Annotated in this window: 16 protein-coding genes; 14 read left to right on the top strand and 2 right to left on the bottom strand. The window is 62.4% G+C overall.

Translation table 11 applies throughout. The features are described from left to right. Window positions 1–2 precede the first annotated feature (2 nt). Window positions 3–2393 carry a sensor domain-containing diguanylate cyclase gene (locus IE097_RS07160; protein ID WP_189459474.1) on the bottom strand — a complete coding sequence of 797 codons (2391 nt, stop codon included), beginning with the start codon at window positions 2391–2393 and terminating at the stop codon, window positions 3–5. A 125-nt stretch (window positions 2394–2518) separates the two neighbouring features. Between IE097_RS07160 and IE097_RS07155 the strand changes: the two genes are divergently transcribed. The 12 genes from IE097_RS07155 (at window position 2519) to IE097_RS07100 (ending at window position 15980) form a co-directional block, all read left to right on the top strand. Beyond that, complete coding sequence (locus IE097_RS07155; RefSeq protein WP_229797479.1) at window positions 2519–3460, top strand: bifunctional riboflavin kinase/FAD synthetase; 942 nt, start codon at window positions 2519–2521, stop codon at window positions 3458–3460. A gap of 8 nt (window positions 3461–3468) precedes the next feature. After that, window positions 3469–6336 carry an isoleucine--tRNA ligase gene (ileS, locus tag IE097_RS07150; RefSeq protein ID WP_189459473.1) on the top strand — a complete coding sequence of 956 codons (2868 nt, stop codon included), beginning with the start codon at window positions 3469–3471 and terminating at the stop codon, window positions 6334–6336. Next, complete coding sequence (gene lspA, locus IE097_RS07145) at window positions 6329–6805, top strand: signal peptidase II (protein WP_229797478.1); 477 nt, start codon at window positions 6329–6331, stop codon at window positions 6803–6805. The genes ileS and lspA overlap by 8 nt, the downstream gene beginning before the upstream one ends. Next, a complete protein-coding gene (gene ispH / locus IE097_RS07140) occupies window positions 6802–7728 on the top strand; it encodes a 4-hydroxy-3-methylbut-2-enyl diphosphate reductase (RefSeq protein WP_229797477.1) in 927 nt (308 codons plus the stop codon). Before lspA ends, ispH begins: the two co-directional genes overlap by 4 nt. Before the next feature lie 94 nt (window positions 7729–7822). Beyond that, window positions 7823–10267, top strand: a complete 2445-nt coding sequence (locus IE097_RS07135) for a heavy metal translocating P-type ATPase (RefSeq protein ID WP_189459471.1) — start codon at window positions 7823–7825, stop codon at window positions 10265–10267. Then, window positions 10267–10458, top strand: coding sequence for a cbb3-type cytochrome oxidase assembly protein CcoS (gene ccoS, locus IE097_RS07130; protein ID WP_189459470.1), 192 nt, complete (start codon window positions 10267–10269; stop codon window positions 10456–10458). The genes IE097_RS07135 and ccoS overlap by 1 nt, the downstream gene beginning before the upstream one ends. A gap of 213 nt (window positions 10459–10671) precedes the next feature. Further along, complete coding sequence (gene ccoN / locus IE097_RS07125) at window positions 10672–12093, top strand: cytochrome-c oxidase, cbb3-type subunit I (protein WP_189459469.1); 1422 nt, start codon at window positions 10672–10674, stop codon at window positions 12091–12093. A gap of 20 nt (window positions 12094–12113) precedes the next feature. Next, the gene (ccoO, locus tag IE097_RS07120; RefSeq protein WP_189459468.1) at window positions 12114–12728 is read left to right on the top strand and encodes a cytochrome-c oxidase, cbb3-type subunit II; all 615 of its coding nucleotides are present in this window, start codon (window positions 12114–12116) and stop codon (window positions 12726–12728) included. Window positions 12729–12736: 8 nt separating this feature from the next. Next, window positions 12737–12901 (top strand): cbb3-type cytochrome oxidase subunit 3, encoded by a 165-nt coding sequence (locus IE097_RS07115; RefSeq protein WP_189459467.1) that lies wholly within the window; start codon window positions 12737–12739, stop codon window positions 12899–12901. Window positions 12902–12927: 26 nt separating this feature from the next. Beyond that, window positions 12928–13848, top strand: a complete 921-nt coding sequence (gene ccoP, locus IE097_RS07110; RefSeq protein WP_189459466.1) for a cytochrome-c oxidase, cbb3-type subunit III — start codon at window positions 12928–12930, stop codon at window positions 13846–13848. A gap of 125 nt (window positions 13849–13973) precedes the next feature. After that, complete coding sequence (ccoG, locus tag IE097_RS07105) at window positions 13974–15413, top strand: cytochrome c oxidase accessory protein CcoG (protein WP_189459465.1); 1440 nt, start codon at window positions 13974–13976, stop codon at window positions 15411–15413. A gap of 72 nt (window positions 15414–15485) precedes the next feature. Beyond that, window positions 15486–15980 carry a FixH family protein gene (locus IE097_RS07100; RefSeq protein ID WP_229797476.1) on the top strand — a complete coding sequence of 165 codons (495 nt, stop codon included), beginning with the start codon at window positions 15486–15488 and terminating at the stop codon, window positions 15978–15980. Here the strand turns inward: IE097_RS07100 and IE097_RS07095 are convergent. Next, window positions 15977–16942, bottom strand: a complete 966-nt coding sequence (locus IE097_RS07095; protein WP_229797475.1) for a tRNA dihydrouridine synthase — start codon at window positions 16940–16942, stop codon at window positions 15977–15979. The genes IE097_RS07100 and IE097_RS07095 overlap by 4 nt on opposite strands. Before the next feature lie 102 nt (window positions 16943–17044). Between IE097_RS07095 and IE097_RS07090 the strand changes: the two genes are divergently transcribed. Further along, entirely contained in the window at window positions 17045–17653 is a 609-nt protein-coding gene (locus tag IE097_RS07090; RefSeq protein ID WP_229797474.1) for a LexA family protein, read from the top strand. Between the two features lie 32 nt (window positions 17654–17685). Next, entirely contained in the window at window positions 17686–18513 is an 828-nt protein-coding gene (queF, locus tag IE097_RS07085; RefSeq protein ID WP_189459463.1) for an NADPH-dependent 7-cyano-7-deazaguanine reductase QueF, read from the top strand. The last annotated feature ends 181 nt before the right edge of the window (window positions 18514–18694 follow it).

Raw genomic sequence — 18694 nt, 5'->3', positions numbered from 1 at the left:
TCTCAGGTGGCCGACTGCAGCGTGGCGGCTGCCATGTGCTCGGCTTCGGCCCGGCTCGGGTCGGACGGGGTCCACCAGCGCAGGCGATTGCGCCCTTCCCGCTTGGCGGCATAGAGCGCGGCATCGGCCAGTTCGAGTGGCGCATCGGAGTCCGATTCGCCTGCTCCGGCGAGCACTGCGCCGATCGAAATCGTGATGCCGATCAGCCGTTGGCCGTGAAAGTCGACCGACAACAGGCGGACCGCTGCCATCAGACGTTCACCCCAGTCGGTCAGTCCTTCGCGGTCGATCGCCGGCAGCAGGACGGTGAACTCCTCGCCGCCGTAACGGCAGACGACATCGTCGGCACGGCCGAGATTGAGCAGGCATTGCGCCAGTGCGCGCAACACGGCGTCGCCGGCTTCATGGCCGTAGGTGTCGTTGTAGCGCTTGAAGTAATCGATGTCGATCATGGCGACGCCCAGCGTGCCGCGGCTGCGTTTGGCGCGAGCCAGCTCGCGCCGCAAGCACTCTTCAAGATATCGGCGGTTGAACAGCCCGGTCAGCGGGTCGGAGATCGACTGCAGTTTCAGTGTTTCGCGAAGTTGCAGGTTGGCAATGGCAAGGGAAATCTGTTCGGCTACCGACAGAGCCAGCTGGTGTTCGACATCGCTGAACTGGCTCTCCGATCGTGACAACGAACCCAGTAGCGTCAGTACGCCCTGGTTTCTCCCCTGTGCCGTCATCGGAATGCACAGGCTCTGCCGGCTTGGCGCGACGGGGACGTGGCGGCAGCGCGGGCCGTGCTGGGGTGACTGGAGCCAGTGCGCTTGCCCCAGTCGCACGCCCCAGCAGTCGTCAGGTGCCATGGCAGTTTGCGACCTGGGGAGCTCGCCCCAGCGGCAGGCCTCTTCAAGTTGCGCGGTGACCGGATTGTCGATGAAAAGCTGACCGGCGCTCTCCGGAAAAAGCTTGGCCATGCTGGCACGGATGATGTCGCGTGCTTCGTCGAAGGTCTGACAGCATTCGAGCATGCGACCGAGTTCGCGCTGCAGGGATACGTCCTGCAGGTGTCGCCGCAACGATGCCAGCCCGCCTTCCAGTGCCTCATTGCTGCGGCGCAGGGTGTCGCTGAGTGCTTCGCGTTCCAGCATGTCCGCGTGCAACTTTTGCTGCTCTGCGTGCGCCTCCCGTGCGAGCTGGCCAAGCCGGCCGATCAGCCAGAACGCACCCGGGATCAGAAGCAGGGTGACGAGCAGGATTGAAGTGGCGACAGCCTGCGTGGCCGCACCGGTCTGGCGCGACTCGATCCGGGTGCGGTCCAGCTGTGCAACGAGCGTGCGCTGCCGGGTGTCGATGGCCTGGAACATCCGGTCGCGTTCGGACTGAAATGCCGCCGACGGATTGCGGGTGTTGGCTGCCTCGTCCAGCTGCGCCGGTAGATCGGCATCCCGGAGTTCGTTCGGTGGGGCGAACCGGTTGTGCCAGGTGTGCCAGCTCTGTCGCAGTCGCTCCCCTGCTTCGCCGCGCCAGGCTGGAATCGAGCCGGTTGCGGCCAAATCCTCGCGCACGCTTTGCAGGCGGGCCAGCTCGTCAATTGTTGCGTCGTGGCGTGGCGCCCATCGTTGCAGGGTGGCGTTGTGCTGACCCACTGCCCAGCCTCCGCCGATACCGAAAAGTGCGATCAGCATGACGGCCGGCACCATGAATAGGTGCCTGATCGGTGGCGGTGTGCTGGGAGCTGATTTGCCCGGTTGTTTGAGCAGGTGAGCCAGAACTGGCGCCAGTACGGCCAGCGCAAGTAGCGACACTGCAGGAAACGTCAGCGCCAGCAGGAGGGTAAATTCGCTGGCAAACTCCGGCTGCGGCGGAGTGACGATTTGCAGGGGTGACAGGCCGATGGCCAGGGCAGTTACCAGGGTTGCAAGTGCGTGCCTGCTCGGCGGGAGTTTGCCCAGTCTTGCCTGGTCGCTGCTCCAGACAATCGCAACTGCCGCCAGTAGTGCCAGCACGGGGGTGATTCGGTTGGTGGTCGGCCAGGTGGACGGGTATGGGGTGGCCACGAAAAACAGCGCGGCAGCCAGTCCGAACACGACGGCAACCAGCCCCGCAAGGCGCAGGTGCTTGCTGGTGATCAGCCATAGGCCGAGACCGGCGCCCAGTAGTGAAACGAACAGCCCGCCGAGCAACGGCAGCGGCTGGTGCAGTTGTTCCGGATTCGCCAGCGGGAGTCGCGCAAGCAGGGCTACCCACAGGCCGCCGCCCAGCGCCAGTGATGCGGCTGCCACTTGCCGGAGGCGTTCACGCTCGGACAATGCGGCGATGCCCTGAAGCCAGCTCAGGCTGCCGTGCAATGCCAGTGCCGCAATCAGGACCGGCGCCAGCCGGAAAGCAAGCGGGAGAAGCTCGTTCATCGTTCTGCCCCTGACAATCGGCTTTCAATATAGAAAACCGATTCGCCGATGGCGTGCAAAACATCGGCGAGCGCGTGCCTGACAAGCCGCCCCTAAACCGTTAAAATCTATGGTTTTGCACCCGATTGCCATTGCCGATCATGCAAGTCGTACGCGGTGTCGCCGCAGCCCAACTTCCGCCCTGTGCGCTGACCATCGGCAATTTCGATGGCGTTCATCTGGGGCATCAGGCCATGCTGGCCCAGGTCCGCAACATTGCGCACGAGCGCGGTCTGGCTACCGCGGTGCTGACCTTCGAGCCCCACCCTCGCGAACTGTTTACGCCCGATTCGGCTCCGGCCCGTCTGTCCAGTTTTCGCGAGAAGGCCGAACGCCTGGCCGCGGAAGGGATTGATTACCTGATCGTTCAACGTTTCGACCGTCGCTTCGCCGGCTACGAAGCCGACGCGTTTCGTGACGAAATCATTGCTGGCCGGCTCAATGCCCGTCACGTGATTGTCGGCGACGATTTCTGTTTCGGTGCTCGCCGGGCGGGCGATATTTCGCTCCTGGCCCAAACGCAGGCTTTCGATGTCCAGGCCCTGCCGACCGTCGTGCATGCGGGCGGTCGCGTGTCCTCGACCGCGGTGCGCGCAGCGCTTGCACAGGGTGATATGGCACAGGCCGCCACCCTGCTCGGCCGGCCGTATTCGATTTCGGGCCGGGTGATCGGCGGGGACCGGCTTGGCCGGCAGCTCGGGTTTCCGACCGCCAATATTCAGCTGCACCACAACAAGCCGCCAATGATGGGGGTTTTCGTTGTCGAGGTGCACGGGCTGGAAAAGCCTTGGCAGGGTGTTGCCAGCCTCGGCGTCCGGCCGACCGTCAAAGGTGCGGATGCTGCGCCGGTACTGGAGGTGCACCTGTTCGATTTCAATCGACAGATTTACGGCGAACACCTCAGGGTGGATTTTCTCGCCAAGCTGCGCGACGAAGAAAAGTATTCGGGTCTGGAACCACTGATTGCCCAGATCCACAAAGATTGTGACCAAGCCCGCGACTGGTTCGCGAATCGTGACCGACACTGAGAGACACCATGAGCGAAAAAGCGTCGAATAAATACCCGGTCAACCTGCTGGATACCGCGTTCCCGATGCGCGGCGACCTCGCCAAGCGCGAGCCGGGTTTTCTGAAGCAATGGCAGGATCGCCAGCTCTACAAGAAGCTGCGCGAGCGCGCCAAACAGGAAAACCGGCCGAAGTTCATCCTGCACGACGGCCCGCCGTACGCAAACGGCGAGATCCACCTCGGCCACGCGGTGAACAAGACGCTGAAGGACATCATCATCAAGTCGAAGTCGCTGGCCGGTTTCGATGCGCCTTATGTGCCGGGCTGGGACTGCCATGGCCTGCCGATCGAACACCAGATCGAAAAGATCGCCAAGAGCGATGACAAAGCCGTCAAGGCCAATCCGGACATTCACGCCCGTATCGTTGCATTCCGCAAGGAAAACGGTCTGGGCGAAAAGGAAACCCACCTGCCGGCGGCTTTCGTGCGCGAACTGTGCCGTGCCTATGCTGCCAAGCAGATCGAAATCCAGAAGGAAGGCTTCATCCGGCTTGGTGTCTGGGGTGACTGGGCCGACCCGTACCAGACGATGGCGTTCAAGACCGAAGCCAACATCGTCCGCACCCTCGGCAAGATCCACGCCAACGACTACATCGTCAAAGGCCAGAAGCCGGTGCACTGGTGCGTCGATTGCGGTTCGGCGCTGGCCGAAGCCGAGGTCGAGTACGAAGATAAGGTGTCGCCGGCGATCGACGTCGGTTTCCGCTTCGTCGACACCACCGCACTGTCGCAGGCCTTTGGCGGCGTCAATCTGCAGGATCAACCGGCTTACGCGATCATCTGGACCACGACACCGTGGACCCTGCCTGCCAACCAGGCTGTGTGCGTTCACCCGGAACTGACCTATGACCTGATCGCCACGCCGCGCGGCCTGCTGGTGCTCGCCGCCGATCTGGCCGAGTCCGCGCTGAAGCGCTACGGCATCGAGGCTGCAGAGGTCATTGCCAAGGCGCACGGTTCGCGTTTGAACCTCCTGCAGCTGCAACACCCCTTCCTTGACCGGCAAGTACCGGTCATTCTTGGCGAGCACGTGACGACCGACGCCGGTACCGGCCTCGTTCATACCGCGCCGGCGCACGGCCTGGACGACTATCTGGTCGGTCTGCACTATCACCTTCCGGTGGAAAATCCGGTTGGCGGCGACGGCCGTTACATCGGCAGCGCATCGTTCGCACCCGGCAAAACCGTCTGGGAAGCCAATCCGCTAGTGATTGCGGTGCTCGACGAGCATCAGGCGCTGTTCGCCAACGAAAAACTCAAGCACAGCTACCCGCATTGCTGGCGGCACAAGACGCCGATCATTTTCCGCGCGACCACGCAGTGGTTCATCGCGATGGAAAAGGCGGTCGACGGCACTACCCTGCGCCAGCACGCCAACAAGGCCGTCGACGACACCGAATTCTTCCCGGCCTGGGGGCGTGCGCGGCTCGAGGCCATGATCGGCAACCGCCCGGACTGGTGCATTTCTCGCCAGCGCAACTGGGGCGTGCCGATGACCTTCTTCGTGAACAAGGAAACCGGCGACCTGCATCCGCGCAGCGGCGAGTTGCTCGAACAGGTCGCCCAGCGCATCGAAAACGAGGGTATCGAAGCGTGGTTCAAGCTCGATGCGGCCGAACTGCTCGGTGACGAAGCGGCACAGTACGAAAAGCTCAAGGACACGCTCGACGTCTGGTTCGACTCGGGCTCGACCCACTACGCGGTGCTGCGTCAGCGCGAGGAGCTGGGCTGGCCGGCCGACCTGTATCTGGAAGGCTCGGACCAGCATCGCGGCTGGTTCCAGTCGTCGCTGCTCACCGGCTGCGCCACCGAAGGCCGCGCGCCGTACAAACAACTGCTGACCCACGGCTTCACCGTCGACGACAAGGGTCACAAGATGTCGAAGTCCAAGGGCAACGGCATCGAACCGCAGGAAATCTTCAACAGCATCGGCGCCGACATGCTGCGGCTGTGGGTCGCCAGCGCCGACTACTCGGGCGAAATGTCGCTGTCGCAGGAAATCCTCAAGCGTACGACCGACGCCTACCGGCGCATCCGCAATACCTTGCGTTTCCTGCTGGCCAACCTGTCCGACTTCGAGGCGGCGCAAGCCCTGCCGGCCGAGCAGCTGCTGACGCTGGACCGCTATGCGCTGGTCGAACTTGCTGCGTTCCAGCAACGTGTGACGGCGCTGTACGACCGTTACGAGTTCCACTCGGCGGTGCAGGAAATCCACCGTTACTGCTCGGAAGAGCTCGGCTCGTTCTACCTCGACATCATCAAGGACCGGTTGTATACGACCAAGGCCGACTCGGCGATCCGTCGCTCGGCGCAAACCGCGCTGTGGCACGTCACGCAGTCGCTGGTCCGCATCCTGGCACCGATCCTGTCGTTCACGGCGCACGAAGCCTGGGAAGTGCTGAACGGCGACGACGACAGCGTCTTCCTGTCGACGTGGCACCCGGCACCATCGATTGCCGATGCGGCCGAGCTGTCGACGCGCTTTGCGCTGATCCGCGAGGTGCGGACCGCCGCGCAGAAGGACATTGAAGTGCTGCGCGCCGAAGGCAAACTGGGCTCGAGCCTGCAGGCGGAGGTCGAGATTGCTGCCGGTGGCGAACTGCACGACGCGCTCGCAAGTCTCGGTGACGAGCTCCGCTTCGTGCTGATTACCTCGAAGGCGGTGCTGAAGCGGAGCGATGCGCTGACCATTGGTGTCACGCCGTCGGTGTACACCAAGTGCGACCGTTGCTGGCACTACGTGCCGAGCGTCGGCACAGTGGCGGGTCATGCGACGCTGTGCGCCCGTTGCGATGACAACCTGCACGGCCACGGCGAGGCGCGTACGCATGCCTAAGCGGTTCTGGCAGTGGATTGCACTCGCGGTGGCCGTCATTGCGCTGGACCAGGTAACCAAGCACGCGATCGAGGCGGCATTTGCCTACGGCGACGTGCTTCCGGTCATTCCGGGCTTCTTCAACCTGACGCTGGCCTACAACCCGGGTGCAGCATTCTCGTTCCTGGCCGATGCGGGGGGCTGGCAGCGGCACTTCTTCACGATCCTGGCGCTTGGCGTTTCCGTCTTCATCGTGCTGACTTTGCGCAAGCATCATGGTCAGACGTTGTTCGCGCTGTCGCTGTCGCTGATCATGGGGGGCGCCATCGGCAACGTGATCGACCGGGTGCTGTTCGGTCATGTGATCGATTTCATCCAGGTTTACTATCGGAACTGGTACTACCCGGCGTTCAATCTCGCCGATTCGGCCATCTGCGCCGGTGCGGCACTGATGGTGTGGGACAGCTTCCGCAAGAAGGAATCCGCATGAGCATGCAGATCATTCTCGCGCAGCCGCGCGGCTTCTGTGCCGGCGTCGACCGCGCAATCGCCATCGTCGAAAAGGCGCTGGAGAAGTTCGGTGCGCCGATCTACGTGCGTCACGAGGTCGTGCACAACAAATTCGTGATCGAAGACCTCAAAGCCAAGGGGGCGATCTTTGTCGAGGAGCTGGCAGAGGTGCCGGCCGGCAATACGGTGATCTTCTCGGCGCATGGCGTGTCGCAGGCGGTTCGCGCCGAGGCCGAAGCCCGTGGCCTGTCGGTTTTTGACGCCACCTGCCCGCTGGTCACCAAGGTGCATCTCGAAGTGAAGCGGCTGCGCCAGCAGGGCTTCGAGATCATCATGATCGGCCACAAGGGTCACCCGGAGGTCGAAGGGACCATGGGGCAGGCCGACGGCGGCATGTATCTGGTCGAAGAGGCTGAGGACGTGCCGGGCATGGTCGTCAATGCGGATGCAAAACTTGCCTACGTGACGCAGACCACGCTGTCGGTCGACGATGCACAGCGCGTGGTCGACGCACTGCGCGCCCGCTTCCCCGACATCGTCGGGCCGAAGAAGGACGACATTTGCTACGCCACGCAGAACCGGCAGGATGCGGTGAAGCAGTTGGCGCGCGATGTCGACGTGCTGGTGGTTGTCGGTTCGCCCAACAGTTCGAACTCGAATCGCCTGCGCGAGGTCGGCGCCAGTCTGGGTATCGATGCCTACATGGTCGATAACGAAACCGAGTTGAAGCCGGAGTGGTTTGCCGATGGTGTCCGTGTCGGCATTACCGCGGGCGCTTCCGCGCCGGACGTGCTGGTGCAGCGCGTCATCCAGCGCATCGGCGATTTTGGTGCGGAATCGGTATCACCGATGGATGGCATCGAAGAGAACGTCGTTTTTTCGCTTCCCAAGGGTCTGGCCTGACGCGTCCTGGCCTCTGCAACGCCCCGCTTGTCGGGGCGTTTATCATTGGGGATGTCTGCGCCCCGCGCCAGTTCAATGCAGTAAAATGCGTGCCATGAATGCCGCTTCCACGCCCGTCGTCCTGTGCTGTTTCCATTGCGGCGAATCCGTTCCCGAAAGTGCCGATTTTGTCATCCGTTATCGACAACGCAGTGAGCCGGCCTGTTGTGCCGGTTGTCAGGCCGTTGCGCAGAGCATCATCGATGCGGGTCTCGACGCCTACTACGAGCAGCGGGACAGGCCGGCCGATCGCGCCGAGCCGCTACCCTCGGCGCTGCGCGAGCAACTCCGGCTTTACGATGATCCGCAGCTGCAGGCGGACTTCGTTGCCGACAGTGGTGAACTGAAGGATGCGGCCCTGATGATCGAGGGCATTACCTGCGCGGCGTGCATCTGGCTGAACGAAAGGCAGATCGCCCGGTTGCCGGGTGTCAGCGACGTCTCGATCAACTACACCAGTCACCGTGCGCGGGTGCGCTGGGATCCGGCGCAAACGAGCCTGTCGGCAGTGCTGGAAGCCGTTGCAGCCATCGGCTATCGCGCCCTGCCGTACGACCGTGTCCGGCAGGAGGCTGCCCAGACCAAGGCCCGCAAGTCGGCCTTGTTCCGGCTCTGGGTGGCCGGGCTGTCGATGATGCAGGTGATGATGTTTGCCGTGCCGGTCTACCTGGCGCCGACCGGCGAAATCGAGGTGCGCTGGCTTGATCTGATGAACTGGGCCAGTTTTGTGCTGACGTTGCCGGTTGTGCTGTATTCGAGCTGGCCGTTCTACGTCTCGGCGTGGCGGGACATCCGGCGCGGCCGGGCCGGCATGGATCTGCCGGTGGCGGTCAGCGTGGTGCTGGCGTTTGCTGCCAGCGTCTATGCCATGCTCACCGATCACGGCGAGGTGTATTTCGATTCGGTATCGATGTTCGTTTTCCTGTTGCTGACCGGCCGCTACCTCGAGTCGCAGGCGCGTGCCAAGGCCGGCGCCGCCCTCGAGCAACTGGCCGGGCTGATTCCGGCATTTGCCCACCGGCTGGCAAACTACCCGCGAGACCGGATGACTCACGAGGTGGCGGTGACGCGGCTGGCTGTCGGTGACGTGCTGCTGGTGCGGCCCGGCGAAACACTCCCGGCAGATGCCCGCGTAACCGAGGGGGTGTCACAGGTGAACGAGGCGATGCTGACGGGGGAAAGCCTGCCGGTCGAAAAGCGGGTCGGCGACGTGGTGACCGGCGGTACGATCAATCTGGCGTCCCCGCTGATCGTCAGCGTCGAACGGGTCGGTCAGGAGACGCGGCTGGCCGGTATCGTCCGGCTGCTCGATCGTGCACTGGCCGAAAAGCCCCGTCTGGCGCAACTGGCTGACCGGATTTCCGGCCGTTTTGTTGCGGCGCTGCTCGTTGTTGCGGCTGCGGCGTGGTGGTACTGGCATCTGCACGATCCGCTGCATGCGTTGCCGATCGCTGTCGCCGTGCTGGTGATCTCCTGTCCGTGCGCACTATCACTGGCAACGCCGGCTGCGTTGACGGCTGCCACCGGTGCGCTGGCACGCCGGGGAGTGCTGATCAGTCGGGGTCATGCGCTGGAGTCGCTGGCGCAGGTCACCGATGTCGTGTTCGACAAGACCGGGACACTGACGCTTGGTCGCCCCGTCCTGCGGGCGGTTCATCCTGTTGCCGGCATGAGCAAGGACGAGATGTTGCGACTCGCCGCTGCGCTCGAACATCATTCGGAGCACCCGCTGGCCGGAGCCTTTGCCGGTTTTGGCGGTTCGATGATGGCCGGCGACGTTGTCAGTCACCCCGGTGGCGGTCTGACCGGTACGATCGCCGGACGGCATTTTGCCATCGGCCATCCGGATTTTGCGGCGGGGTTCACGACGTCGACCCGGCCGGAGGTGCCCGAATCGAGCGACGGGACGCTGCTGGCGCTGGTTGGTGAGGACGTCTGGCTGGGGTGGCTGGTGCTTGCCGATGCCCTTCGGCCGGACGCTGCCGCTGCCGTGGCCCGATTGCGGCAGGCCGGATTGCGTACGCACGTGCTGAGCGGCGATTCGGCGGGAGTGGTGGCACATACGGCCGGGGAGCTCGACATCGAGCATTGGCAGGCTGGCGCCTCGCCTGAGGACAAGCTCGCCTGCATCAAGGCCCTTCAAACGCAGGGTGCGCGCGTGCTGATGGTGGGGGACGGTGTCAACGATGCGCCGGTGCTGGCGGCGGCCAATGTCTCGATTGCCATGGGGGGCGGAACGGACGTGGCACAGAGCGCCGGTGACGCGGTGCTGCTGGAAAACCACCTGAAACGGATTCCCGAGGCCATCTTGTTTGCGCGGCGTACCCGGCAGATCATTCGGCAGAATCTGGCGTGGGCCCTGCTCTACAACCTTGTTGCGCTGCCGTTCGCGGTGGCGGGCTGGGTGACGCCCTGGCTGGCCAGTGCCGGCATGGCGGCCAGCTCGCTGCTGGTGATCCTCAACGCCTTGCGCCTGACCCGGCTTCCGCGGAGATATTGATGGAAAGCCTCTACTTGCTTATCCCGCTATCGGTGTTGCTGGTCGTCGTGATCGCGCTGCTGTTCTGGAATGCCATCCGCGGCGGGCAGTTCGACGATCTCGAAGGTCCGGCGCACCGTATCCTGCAGGATGACGACCGACCGGATCCGCATTTGCCCGGAAATGAGTCCGATCGGGAAAAAAACAACTGACTGGATGACGTGCGGCACGGTAAAATGCACGTTGGTCGTTGGCCGGTTTGATTTGAATCAAGGTTGGACTAGTCCATCCCTCGTTATAGTCGCGCCGGCTTATTCCGCATTTGCCGATCCAGATCGGCCCCTTTCGTTCGCCTGCAAAGGGTTGCGTACAAACTCACAGGTTTCATAAAACCGCCGTTCTTGGAGATCATTCGGAGCGCTCCCATGGAAAACCAAGCCACATATAACTATAAAGTGGTGCGGCAATTCGCCATCATGACAGTCGTCTGGGGCATTGTCGGCATGCTGCTCGGGGTGTTCATCGCCTCGCAACTCGTCTGGCCGGAACTCAATCTGGGCCAGTATTTCCACTTCGGGCGCCTGCGTGCGCTCCACACCAGCGCGGTGATCTTCGCGTTCGGCGGCTGTGGCCTGATTGCCACCAGCTATTACGTCGTCCAGCGCACCTGTAACGTGCGCCTGTTCTCCGACGGCCTCGCTGCGTTCACCTTCTGGGGTTACCAACTGGTGATCGTCCTTTGTGTCATCACCTACCCGCTCGGCATTACCTTCAACAAGGAATATGCCGAAATGGAATGGCCGATCAAGATCCTGCTGGCCATCGTCTGGGTCGCGTACGCCGTGGTGTTCTTCGGCACCATCGCCAAGCGCAAGGTCAAGCACATCTACGTCGCCAACTGGTTCTACGGTGCGTTCATCCTTGCCGTCGCGCTGCTGCACATCGTCAACAGTGCGTTCGTACCGGTGTCGCTGTGGAAATCGTATTCGGCCTACTCGGGCGCCGTCGATGCCATGGTGCAATGGTGGTACGGCCACAATGCGGTCGGCTTCTTCCTGACCGCCGGCTTCCTCGGCATGATGTATTACTTCGTGCCGAAGCAGGCTGGTCGTCCGGTGTACTCGTACCGTCTGTCGGTCGTGCACTTCTGGGCGCTGATCTTCACCTACATGTGGGCCGGTCCGCACCACCTGCACTACACCGCCCTGCCCGACTGGACCCAGTCGCTGGGCATGGTGTTCTCGCTGATTCTGCTGGCGCCAAGCTGGGGCGGCATGATCAACGGCATCATGACGCTGTCGGGCGCCTGGCATAAACTGCGCACCGACCCGATCCTCAAGTTCCTCGTGACTGCGCTGTCGTTCTACGGCATGTCGACGTTCGAAGGCCCGATGATGGCGATCAAGACCGTCAACGCGCTGTCGCACTACACCGACTGGACCGTGGGTCACGTGCACTCGGGTGCGCTGGGCTGGGTCGCGATGATCACCATCGGCTCGATCTACTACCTGATTCCGCGCCTGTTCGATCGCGAACAGATGTACTCGATCAAGCTGATCGAAGCCCACTTCTGGATCGCCACGCTCGGCATCGTGCTCTACATCTCGTCGATGTGGATCGCCGGTGTGACGCAAGGCCTGATGTGGCGTGCGGTCAACCCGGACGGCACGCTGACCTACGCGTTCATCGACGCAGTCAAGGCAACCCATCCGTACTACTTCATCCGCTTCCTGGGTGGCTGCTGCTTCGTCGCCGGCATGTTCCTGATGTTCTACAACGTGCTACGCACCGTGTTCGACGGCAAGCCTGTCAACGCGCCGATCCCGGCCGTGCCTGCCCACGCTTGAGCTAAAGGAAAGCCATAAAAATGAACAAGGCTCAGAAACTCATTGAAGAAAACGTCGGCTGGCTGATCGTCCTGACGATCGCCACCATCAGCGTTGCAATGCTGGTGGAAATCCTGCCGCTGATGTTCTCGAAGTCGGTCACCAAGCCGATCGAAGGCGTCAAGCCGTACACCGCGGTACAGCTGGCCGGTCGCGACATCTACATCCGTGAAGGCTGCTACAACTGCCACTCGCAGATGATCCGTCCGTTTCGCGCCGAAACCGAGCGTTACGGGCACTACTCGGTAGCGGGCGAGTCGGTTTACGACCACCCGTTCCTGTGGGGCTCGAAGCGGACCGGTCCGGACCTCGCCCGCGTCGGTGGTCGCTATTCGGATGAGTGGCATCGCGCCCACCTGATGCACCCGCAGGACGTGGTGCCCGAATCGGTGATGCCGTCCTTCCCGTGGCTGGCCGCCCAGAAGGTCGATGCCGAAGCCATGCCGGCGAAGATGGCCGCGTTGCGCAAGGTTGGCGTGCCTTACACCGATGCCGACATCGCCGGCGCCGCCAAGGCTGTCGAAGGCAAGACCGAGATGGACGCGCTGATCGCCTATCTGCAAGGTCTCGGCCTGGCACTCAAGAACAAGAGGTAATACGGATCATGGATTTTCAGGACATCGCGCGCATCGCCGTCACCGTCATCAGCTTCTTCTGTTTTCTGGGGATCTGCGCCTGGGCTTACAGCCGCTCGAGCCGCAAGGGCTTTGACGAGGCCGCTCAGGCGCCGCTGCTGGACGATGACACCCCGCACGGCCCGCGCGCCTGAAAATCTGCCGTACGGAGAAGAATGAGATGACAGATTTTTATAGCGGTTTCTGGGGCGTCTTCATCGCGGTCATCGTGATCGTGTCGCTGATCTGGCTCGCCGTCCTGCTCAAGAGTCAGGCGGTGATCAAGCTCAAGAAGGGTGAAAAGGCCGAAGTCCTCGACCACAAGTGGGACGGCGACCTGCAGGAGTACAACAATCCGCTGCCGGGCTGGTGGCTGTGGCTGTTCATTCTGACCATCGTGTTTGCGGTCGGCTATCTGGCGCTCTACCCGGGCTTGGTGCTGTTCGGCAACGCCAAGGGCTGGACATCGACCGGGCAGTTCAAGCAGGAAGTCGCCAAGGCCGATGCCAAGTACGGCCCGATCTACGACAAGTACGCGAAGCTGCCGATCGCCCAGGTTGCGCAGGACAAGGAAGCTCGCGAGATGGGGCAGCGGCTGTTCTACACCTACTGTATCCAGTGTCATGGTGCCGATGCGCGTGGTGCCAAGGGCTTCCCGAACCTGACCGACAGCGACTGGCTCTATGGCGGTACGCCTGAGAAGATCCTCGAAACCATCGAGAAGGGTCGCCACGGCCAGATGCCGGCCTTCGGCGCCGCTTTCGGTGAAGAGAAGGTCCGCGACGTTGCCAACTACGTGATGCAGATCGCCGGCAAGCCGCACAACGAACTGCGCGCTTCGCGTGGCCAGGCAACGTTCCAGCAGGTCTGCGTGGCCTGTCACGGTGCGGACGGCAAGGGCAACAAGGACGTTGGTGCGCCGAACCTGACCGACAAGGTCTGGCTGTACGGCGGTTCCGAAGCGACGATCATCGAAACGGTGACCAACGGCCGCAACAACGTCATGCCGGCGTGGAAGGACTTCCTGGGCGACAGCAAGGTGCACCTGCTGGCCGCCTACGTCTACGGCCTGTCGAACACGCCGGCCGCGGCAACCAAGTAAGTCGCCGGTTTTCCGGCAAAGTACAACGGGCGGGCTTATCCCCGCCCGTTTTACCATCCTGAGGCGCGATCGAGAACGAGAACCGTTCCGGCGCCGCTCGGGAATCAGCACATCAGGAAAGCGCGATGAGCAAGCAGAAACTCCAGGACATTCCGGTCAATGTCGTCAGCGACGATGGCGAGTACGAACAGATCCACCTGTACGCCGCACACCGGAAAATTTATCCGCGCTGGGTAACCGGGCTGTGGAACAACTGGCGCGTTTTTGCCGTCATCGCCACCCAACTGTTTTTCTATGCCGTTCCGTGGCTGCAGATCAATGGCCGCCAGGCGCTGCTGTTCGACCTCTCGACGCGCAAGTTCTACATCTTCAACCTGCTGTTCCTGCCGCAGGACTTCATCTACCTGACCGCCCTGCTGATGCTGTGTGCGTTCGGCCTGTTCGCCTGGACGACGATCGGTGGCCGGCTCTGGTGCGGCTACGCCTGTCCGCAGACCGTCTATACCGAAATCTTCCTGTGGATCGAGAAATGGGTCGAAGGCGACCGCCCGGCGCGGATCAAGCTCGACAACGGCCCGCTCGGGGCCCGCAAGTTGCGGCTGAAGGCCACGAAGCACGCACTGTGGATCGTCTTTTCGCTATGGACCGGCTTTACCTTCGTCGGTTACTTCACGCCGATCCGCGAGCTGTGGTCCGACATGCTGATACTGGCCCTTGGTGGCTGGGAGCTGTTCTGGATACTGTTCTACGGCTTTGCCACCTATGGCAACGCCGGCTGGATGCGCGAGCAGGTCTGCAAGTACATGTGTCCGTACGCCCGTTTCCAGAGTGCGATGTTCGATGCCGATACGCTGATCGTGTCCTACGACGAAAAGCGCGGCGAGGCACGCGGCAGCCGCAAGAAAGGCGCCGATTACAAGGCCGAAGGACTGGGCGACTGCATCGACTGCACGATGTGCGTGCAGGTCTGCCCGGTCGGCATCGACATCCGCAACGGCCTGCAGTACGAATGCATCGGCTGCGCTGCCTGTATCGACGCTTGCGATACGGTCATGGACAAGATGAACTACCCGCGCGGCCTGATCCGCTACACCTCGGAGAACGCGCTCAAGGGAGACTACCCGGAGCGGCAACTGCTCAAGCGCCTGGTTCGGCCGCGGGTGATGATGTACGCGGTCGTTCTCTCAATCATCATGATCGCCACGGTCACCGGTTTGGTGTTGCGCCAGCCGGTGAAGGCCAACATCGCACGTGATCGCGTTGCGCTGGTGCGCGAGGCCGACGATGGCTGGCTGGAAAACAGCTACCGGATCCAGATCGAGAATGCCGACGAAGCCAGGCACACTTACCGTATTACTGCCGAAGGGTTGCCCGGTCTGCGTGTCCTGGTCGACGGCCCTAGCTCCATCGACATTGCACCGACCGACATGCAGGAAGTCGGCGTCCGGTTGCAGGCAGACCCGCAAGTGGCCACCAAGGGGAGTCACGACATCCGTTTCGTCATCACGGCGGTCGACAAACCCGAAATCAGTACGCGCGAAAAGGCGACCTTCATCGGTCAGTAATCCGATCCGCCGGGAATCCTTGCCGGAGCCGGCGGTCCATCCAGCTTCACAGACAGGCAGGTCCGAATGAGCATGACCCTCCCCCGCAAATCGCCATGGTACAAATCGCCGTGGCCATGGTTCCTGATGTTCTTCCCGGCGCTGGCCGTCCTGGCCGGCGTGACGACCTTCGTCATTGCCTTCAAGACGGAAGACAGTCTTGTTTCCGATGACTATTACAAGGAAGGCCAGGAGATCAATCAGCGCCTGGCGCGCGACGACAAGGCGCGCGAGATGGGCCTGAGTGCGCAGTTGATGGTCAGCGACGACAGTCGGGCGGTCCGCATCCTGCTCAACCGCCCGGTCGATGGTGAACTGTTCCTCAAGGTGATCCACCCGACCATTGCCGGACACGATCAGCAGTTGAAGCTGGTGTCGCAAGGCCCGATGCTGTACGCCGTACAGCTGGACAAACCACTGCCGTCACATCGCTGGCAGCTCGAGCTGGGCGACAATGCCGGGCAGTGGCGGCTGAAGTCCGAGGAGTTGCTTCAGGGCAGCACGGTGCTGACACTGCAGCCCAACTAGGCTTTGGTCCAGCCCGGTTCCGCAGCAGGGACCGGGCAACCCTCGGCCAGCCAGGCGCCGATCACGTCGGCGTCCTTGACGGTCTTGATGTGCTCGAATGCGATGCCGGCTTCGGGATGGATCCGTTTCAGGTAATTGAGCCACTGCTTGAGCCGGCCGGCCTGGTACTTCGGCAGGATGTAGATCAGCACGTCGTCCCAGAATGCGGCGAGCAACGGTTTGATGGCGTCCCAGTCGGGCGCTGGCAGACCCTTGATCCGTGCTGCCAACCCCGGATCGGCAACGATGCCGCGGCCCAGCATCACGTCGTCACAGCCCGATTCCAGCTGGCATTGCACGTAGTCGTCGACCGCCCAGATCTCGCCGTTGGCGATCACCGGCACCGTCACGGCTTCGCGAATCCGCCCGATTTCGTGCCAGTACGCCGGCGGCTTGTAGCCATCCGCCTTGGTCCGTGCATGGACGACCAGTTCGGCGGCGCCGGCCGATGTCAGTGCATGGGCACAATCGAGCATGCGGGTACGGTCGTTGTAACCAAGGCGCATCTTCGCCGTAACCGGCACTGCGGCGGGCACGGCTCGGCGTACGCTACTGACGATTTCGTGCAGCAGCTCGGGCTCGTCAAGCAGCACCGCGCCGCCGCGATGGCGGTTGACGGTTTTGGCCGGACAGCCGAAATTGAGGTCGATGGCCATCGGCGCCAGTTCGGCCAGCTTGGCTGCATTCTCGGCCAGACAGGCCGGGTCGGAGCCCAGCAGCTGTACCCGCACCGGTACGCCAGACGGCGTGCGGCTGCCATGCAGTAGCTCGGGGGCGATGCGCTGGAAGGTCCGGTTGGGCAGCAGGCTGCCGGAGACGCGGACGAATTCGGTCACGCAGATGTCGACGCCGGGCGTTCGGGTCAGCATGTCGCGCAGCAGATGGTCGAGCAGCCCCTCCATCGGGGCGAGATAGATTTTCACGATCGTACAACTCTAGGCCGGACCGCCATTTTACCTTGATGCCATGGAATGGCGGCACGCCGATTGACATGTGTACGATCGTTCTCTACGCTTGTGGAACGAATGTTCTCTATCGCGCAGATTATGGGCAACCCGAACCGTGACCAGGAATACCTCGGCAAACTGCAGGATTACTATGCCGACTATCGCAGCATCCCCTCCTACGCCGTCATCGGCGACATGCTCGGCATGGCATCGAAGTCGGCGGTTTCTGCGCTGATCAAGCGCCTGACGTTGGCAGGCTATGTCGAAATGACGCCAGACAAGCGCCTCGCTCCGACCAAACGGTTCTTCGAGCGCGAGCTGGCCGACTTTCCGATTCCGGCGGGCATGCCGGCGGCCGCCAATGACGCAATGAGCGAATCGCTGACCATTGACGAATACCTGATTCCCAAGCCGTCGAGCACCATCATGGTCCGGATCAAGGGGGATTCGATGATCGACGCAGGCATTCACGATGGCGACATCGCCATCGTGGAAAAACGCCACGCCGCCAGTGTTGGCGACATCGTCGTTGCTGTCGTCGACAACGAGTACACACTGAAGGAACTCGGCCGGGACAAACAGGGCTACATGCTGCTGCCCCACAATGTCGACTATGCGCCCATCCGCCCGCAGGAAGGCCTGGAAATCTTCGGCATCATGGTCGGGCTGGTGCGCAAATACCGCTAAACTTCGCCCATACGCAATCTGACCGGTACGCAATGAGCAACGAACACCACTCTCCCCTCGGCAAGGCTGTCAGTTACAAGGCCGAGTATGACCCCAGCCTGCTGTTTCCGATCCCTCGCATCGGCAAGCGGGACGAAGTCGGCATCGGCGGCACCTTGCCCTTCATGGGGGTCGACATCTGGAACGCTTACGAGCTCTCCTGGCTGAACATGCGCGGCAAGCCGCAGATTGCGCTCGCCGTGATCGAGATCCCGGCCACCAGTCCGAACATCATCGAATCGAAGTCATTCAAGCTTTACCTCAACAGTTTCAACCAGACTCGCCTCGCCGGCACCGAAGCCTTGGCCGAGTTGCTCAGGCACGATCTTGGCGATGCTGCCGGCGCCACCGTCCGCGTCGAGCTGATCGAGCCGGATGCATTTGGGCTTCAGCGACTGGGAGAACTTGACGGCTACTGCATCGACAACCTCGACATCGATGTCGATACCTATACGCCGACGCCGGAGGTCCTGCATTGCGACAAAGCCGACAGCCTGGTCGAAGAAGTGCTGGTCTCGAACCTGCTCAAGTCAAATTGTCTGGTGACCGGTCAGCCGGACTGGGCCAGCGTACAGATCCGTTACGTCGGGCAGCCCATCAATCGTGAGTCGCTACTCCGTTACCTGATTTCGTTCCGCAATCACAACGAATTCCACGAGCAGTGCGTAGAACGCATTTTTGTTGATATCCAGCGTGGCTGTGCTCCGCTGAAACTGTCGGTATATGCGCGCTATACCCGCCGGGGAGGGCTGGACATCAATCCCTATCGCAGCAACTTCAACGCGCCTCAGCCCTCCAACGCCAGAACTGCACGGCAGTAACCCCCGTGTAACCGGCAACGCTGCGTGGGGCATGGTTACCCTCTCTGGCCTGAGCAATTGCAAGCTCGTGGCGGCGAGCCGGCCGGGTTTGCCGCTTGTGACGTTGTCAGCGCTGCAAAATCACGGCCAGACTCGCGCTGCCGGTGGTGCCGGCGTCGGTCGCTGCGGAAAGGTGACGCCG

It is taken from the genome of Jeongeupia chitinilytica, assembly GCF_014652315.1.
Lineage (GTDB): Bacteria > Pseudomonadota > Gammaproteobacteria > Burkholderiales > Chitinibacteraceae > Jeongeupia > Jeongeupia chitinilytica.
The sequence above is the reverse complement of the archived record's forward strand: the minus strand, read 5'-3'. Positions and strand labels throughout refer to the sequence as shown.

Coding starts and splice junctions, on each gene's coding strand:
- IE097_RS07160 (WP_189459474.1), bottom strand. CDS start 2,393: ATGAACGAGCTTCTCCCGCTTGCTTTCCGGCTGGCGCCGGTCCTGATT.
- ileS (WP_189459473.1), top strand. CDS start 3,469: ATGAGCGAAAAAGCGTCGAATAAATACCCGGTCAACCTGCTGGATACC.
- lspA (WP_229797478.1), top strand. CDS start 6,329: ATGCCTAAGCGGTTCTGGCAGTGGATTGCACTCGCGGTGGCCGTCATT.
- ispH (WP_229797477.1), top strand. CDS start 6,802: ATGAGCATGCAGATCATTCTCGCGCAGCCGCGCGGCTTCTGTGCCGGC.
- IE097_RS07135 (WP_189459471.1), top strand. CDS start 7,823: ATGAATGCCGCTTCCACGCCCGTCGTCCTGTGCTGTTTCCATTGCGGC.
- ccoS (WP_189459470.1), top strand. CDS start 10,267: ATGGAAAGCCTCTACTTGCTTATCCCGCTATCGGTGTTGCTGGTCGTC.
- ccoN (WP_189459469.1), top strand. CDS start 10,672: ATGGAAAACCAAGCCACATATAACTATAAAGTGGTGCGGCAATTCGCC.
- ccoO (WP_189459468.1), top strand. CDS start 12,114: ATGAACAAGGCTCAGAAACTCATTGAAGAAAACGTCGGCTGGCTGATC.
- IE097_RS07115 (WP_189459467.1), top strand. CDS start 12,737: ATGGATTTTCAGGACATCGCGCGCATCGCCGTCACCGTCATCAGCTTC.
- ccoP (WP_189459466.1), top strand. CDS start 12,928: ATGACAGATTTTTATAGCGGTTTCTGGGGCGTCTTCATCGCGGTCATC.
- ccoG (WP_189459465.1), top strand. CDS start 13,974: ATGAGCAAGCAGAAACTCCAGGACATTCCGGTCAATGTCGTCAGCGAC.
- IE097_RS07100 (WP_229797476.1), top strand. CDS start 15,486: ATGACCCTCCCCCGCAAATCGCCATGGTACAAATCGCCGTGGCCATGG.
- IE097_RS07090 (WP_229797474.1), top strand. CDS start 17,045: ATGTTCTCTATCGCGCAGATTATGGGCAACCCGAACCGTGACCAGGAA.
- queF (WP_189459463.1), top strand. CDS start 17,686: ATGAGCAACGAACACCACTCTCCCCTCGGCAAGGCTGTCAGTTACAAG.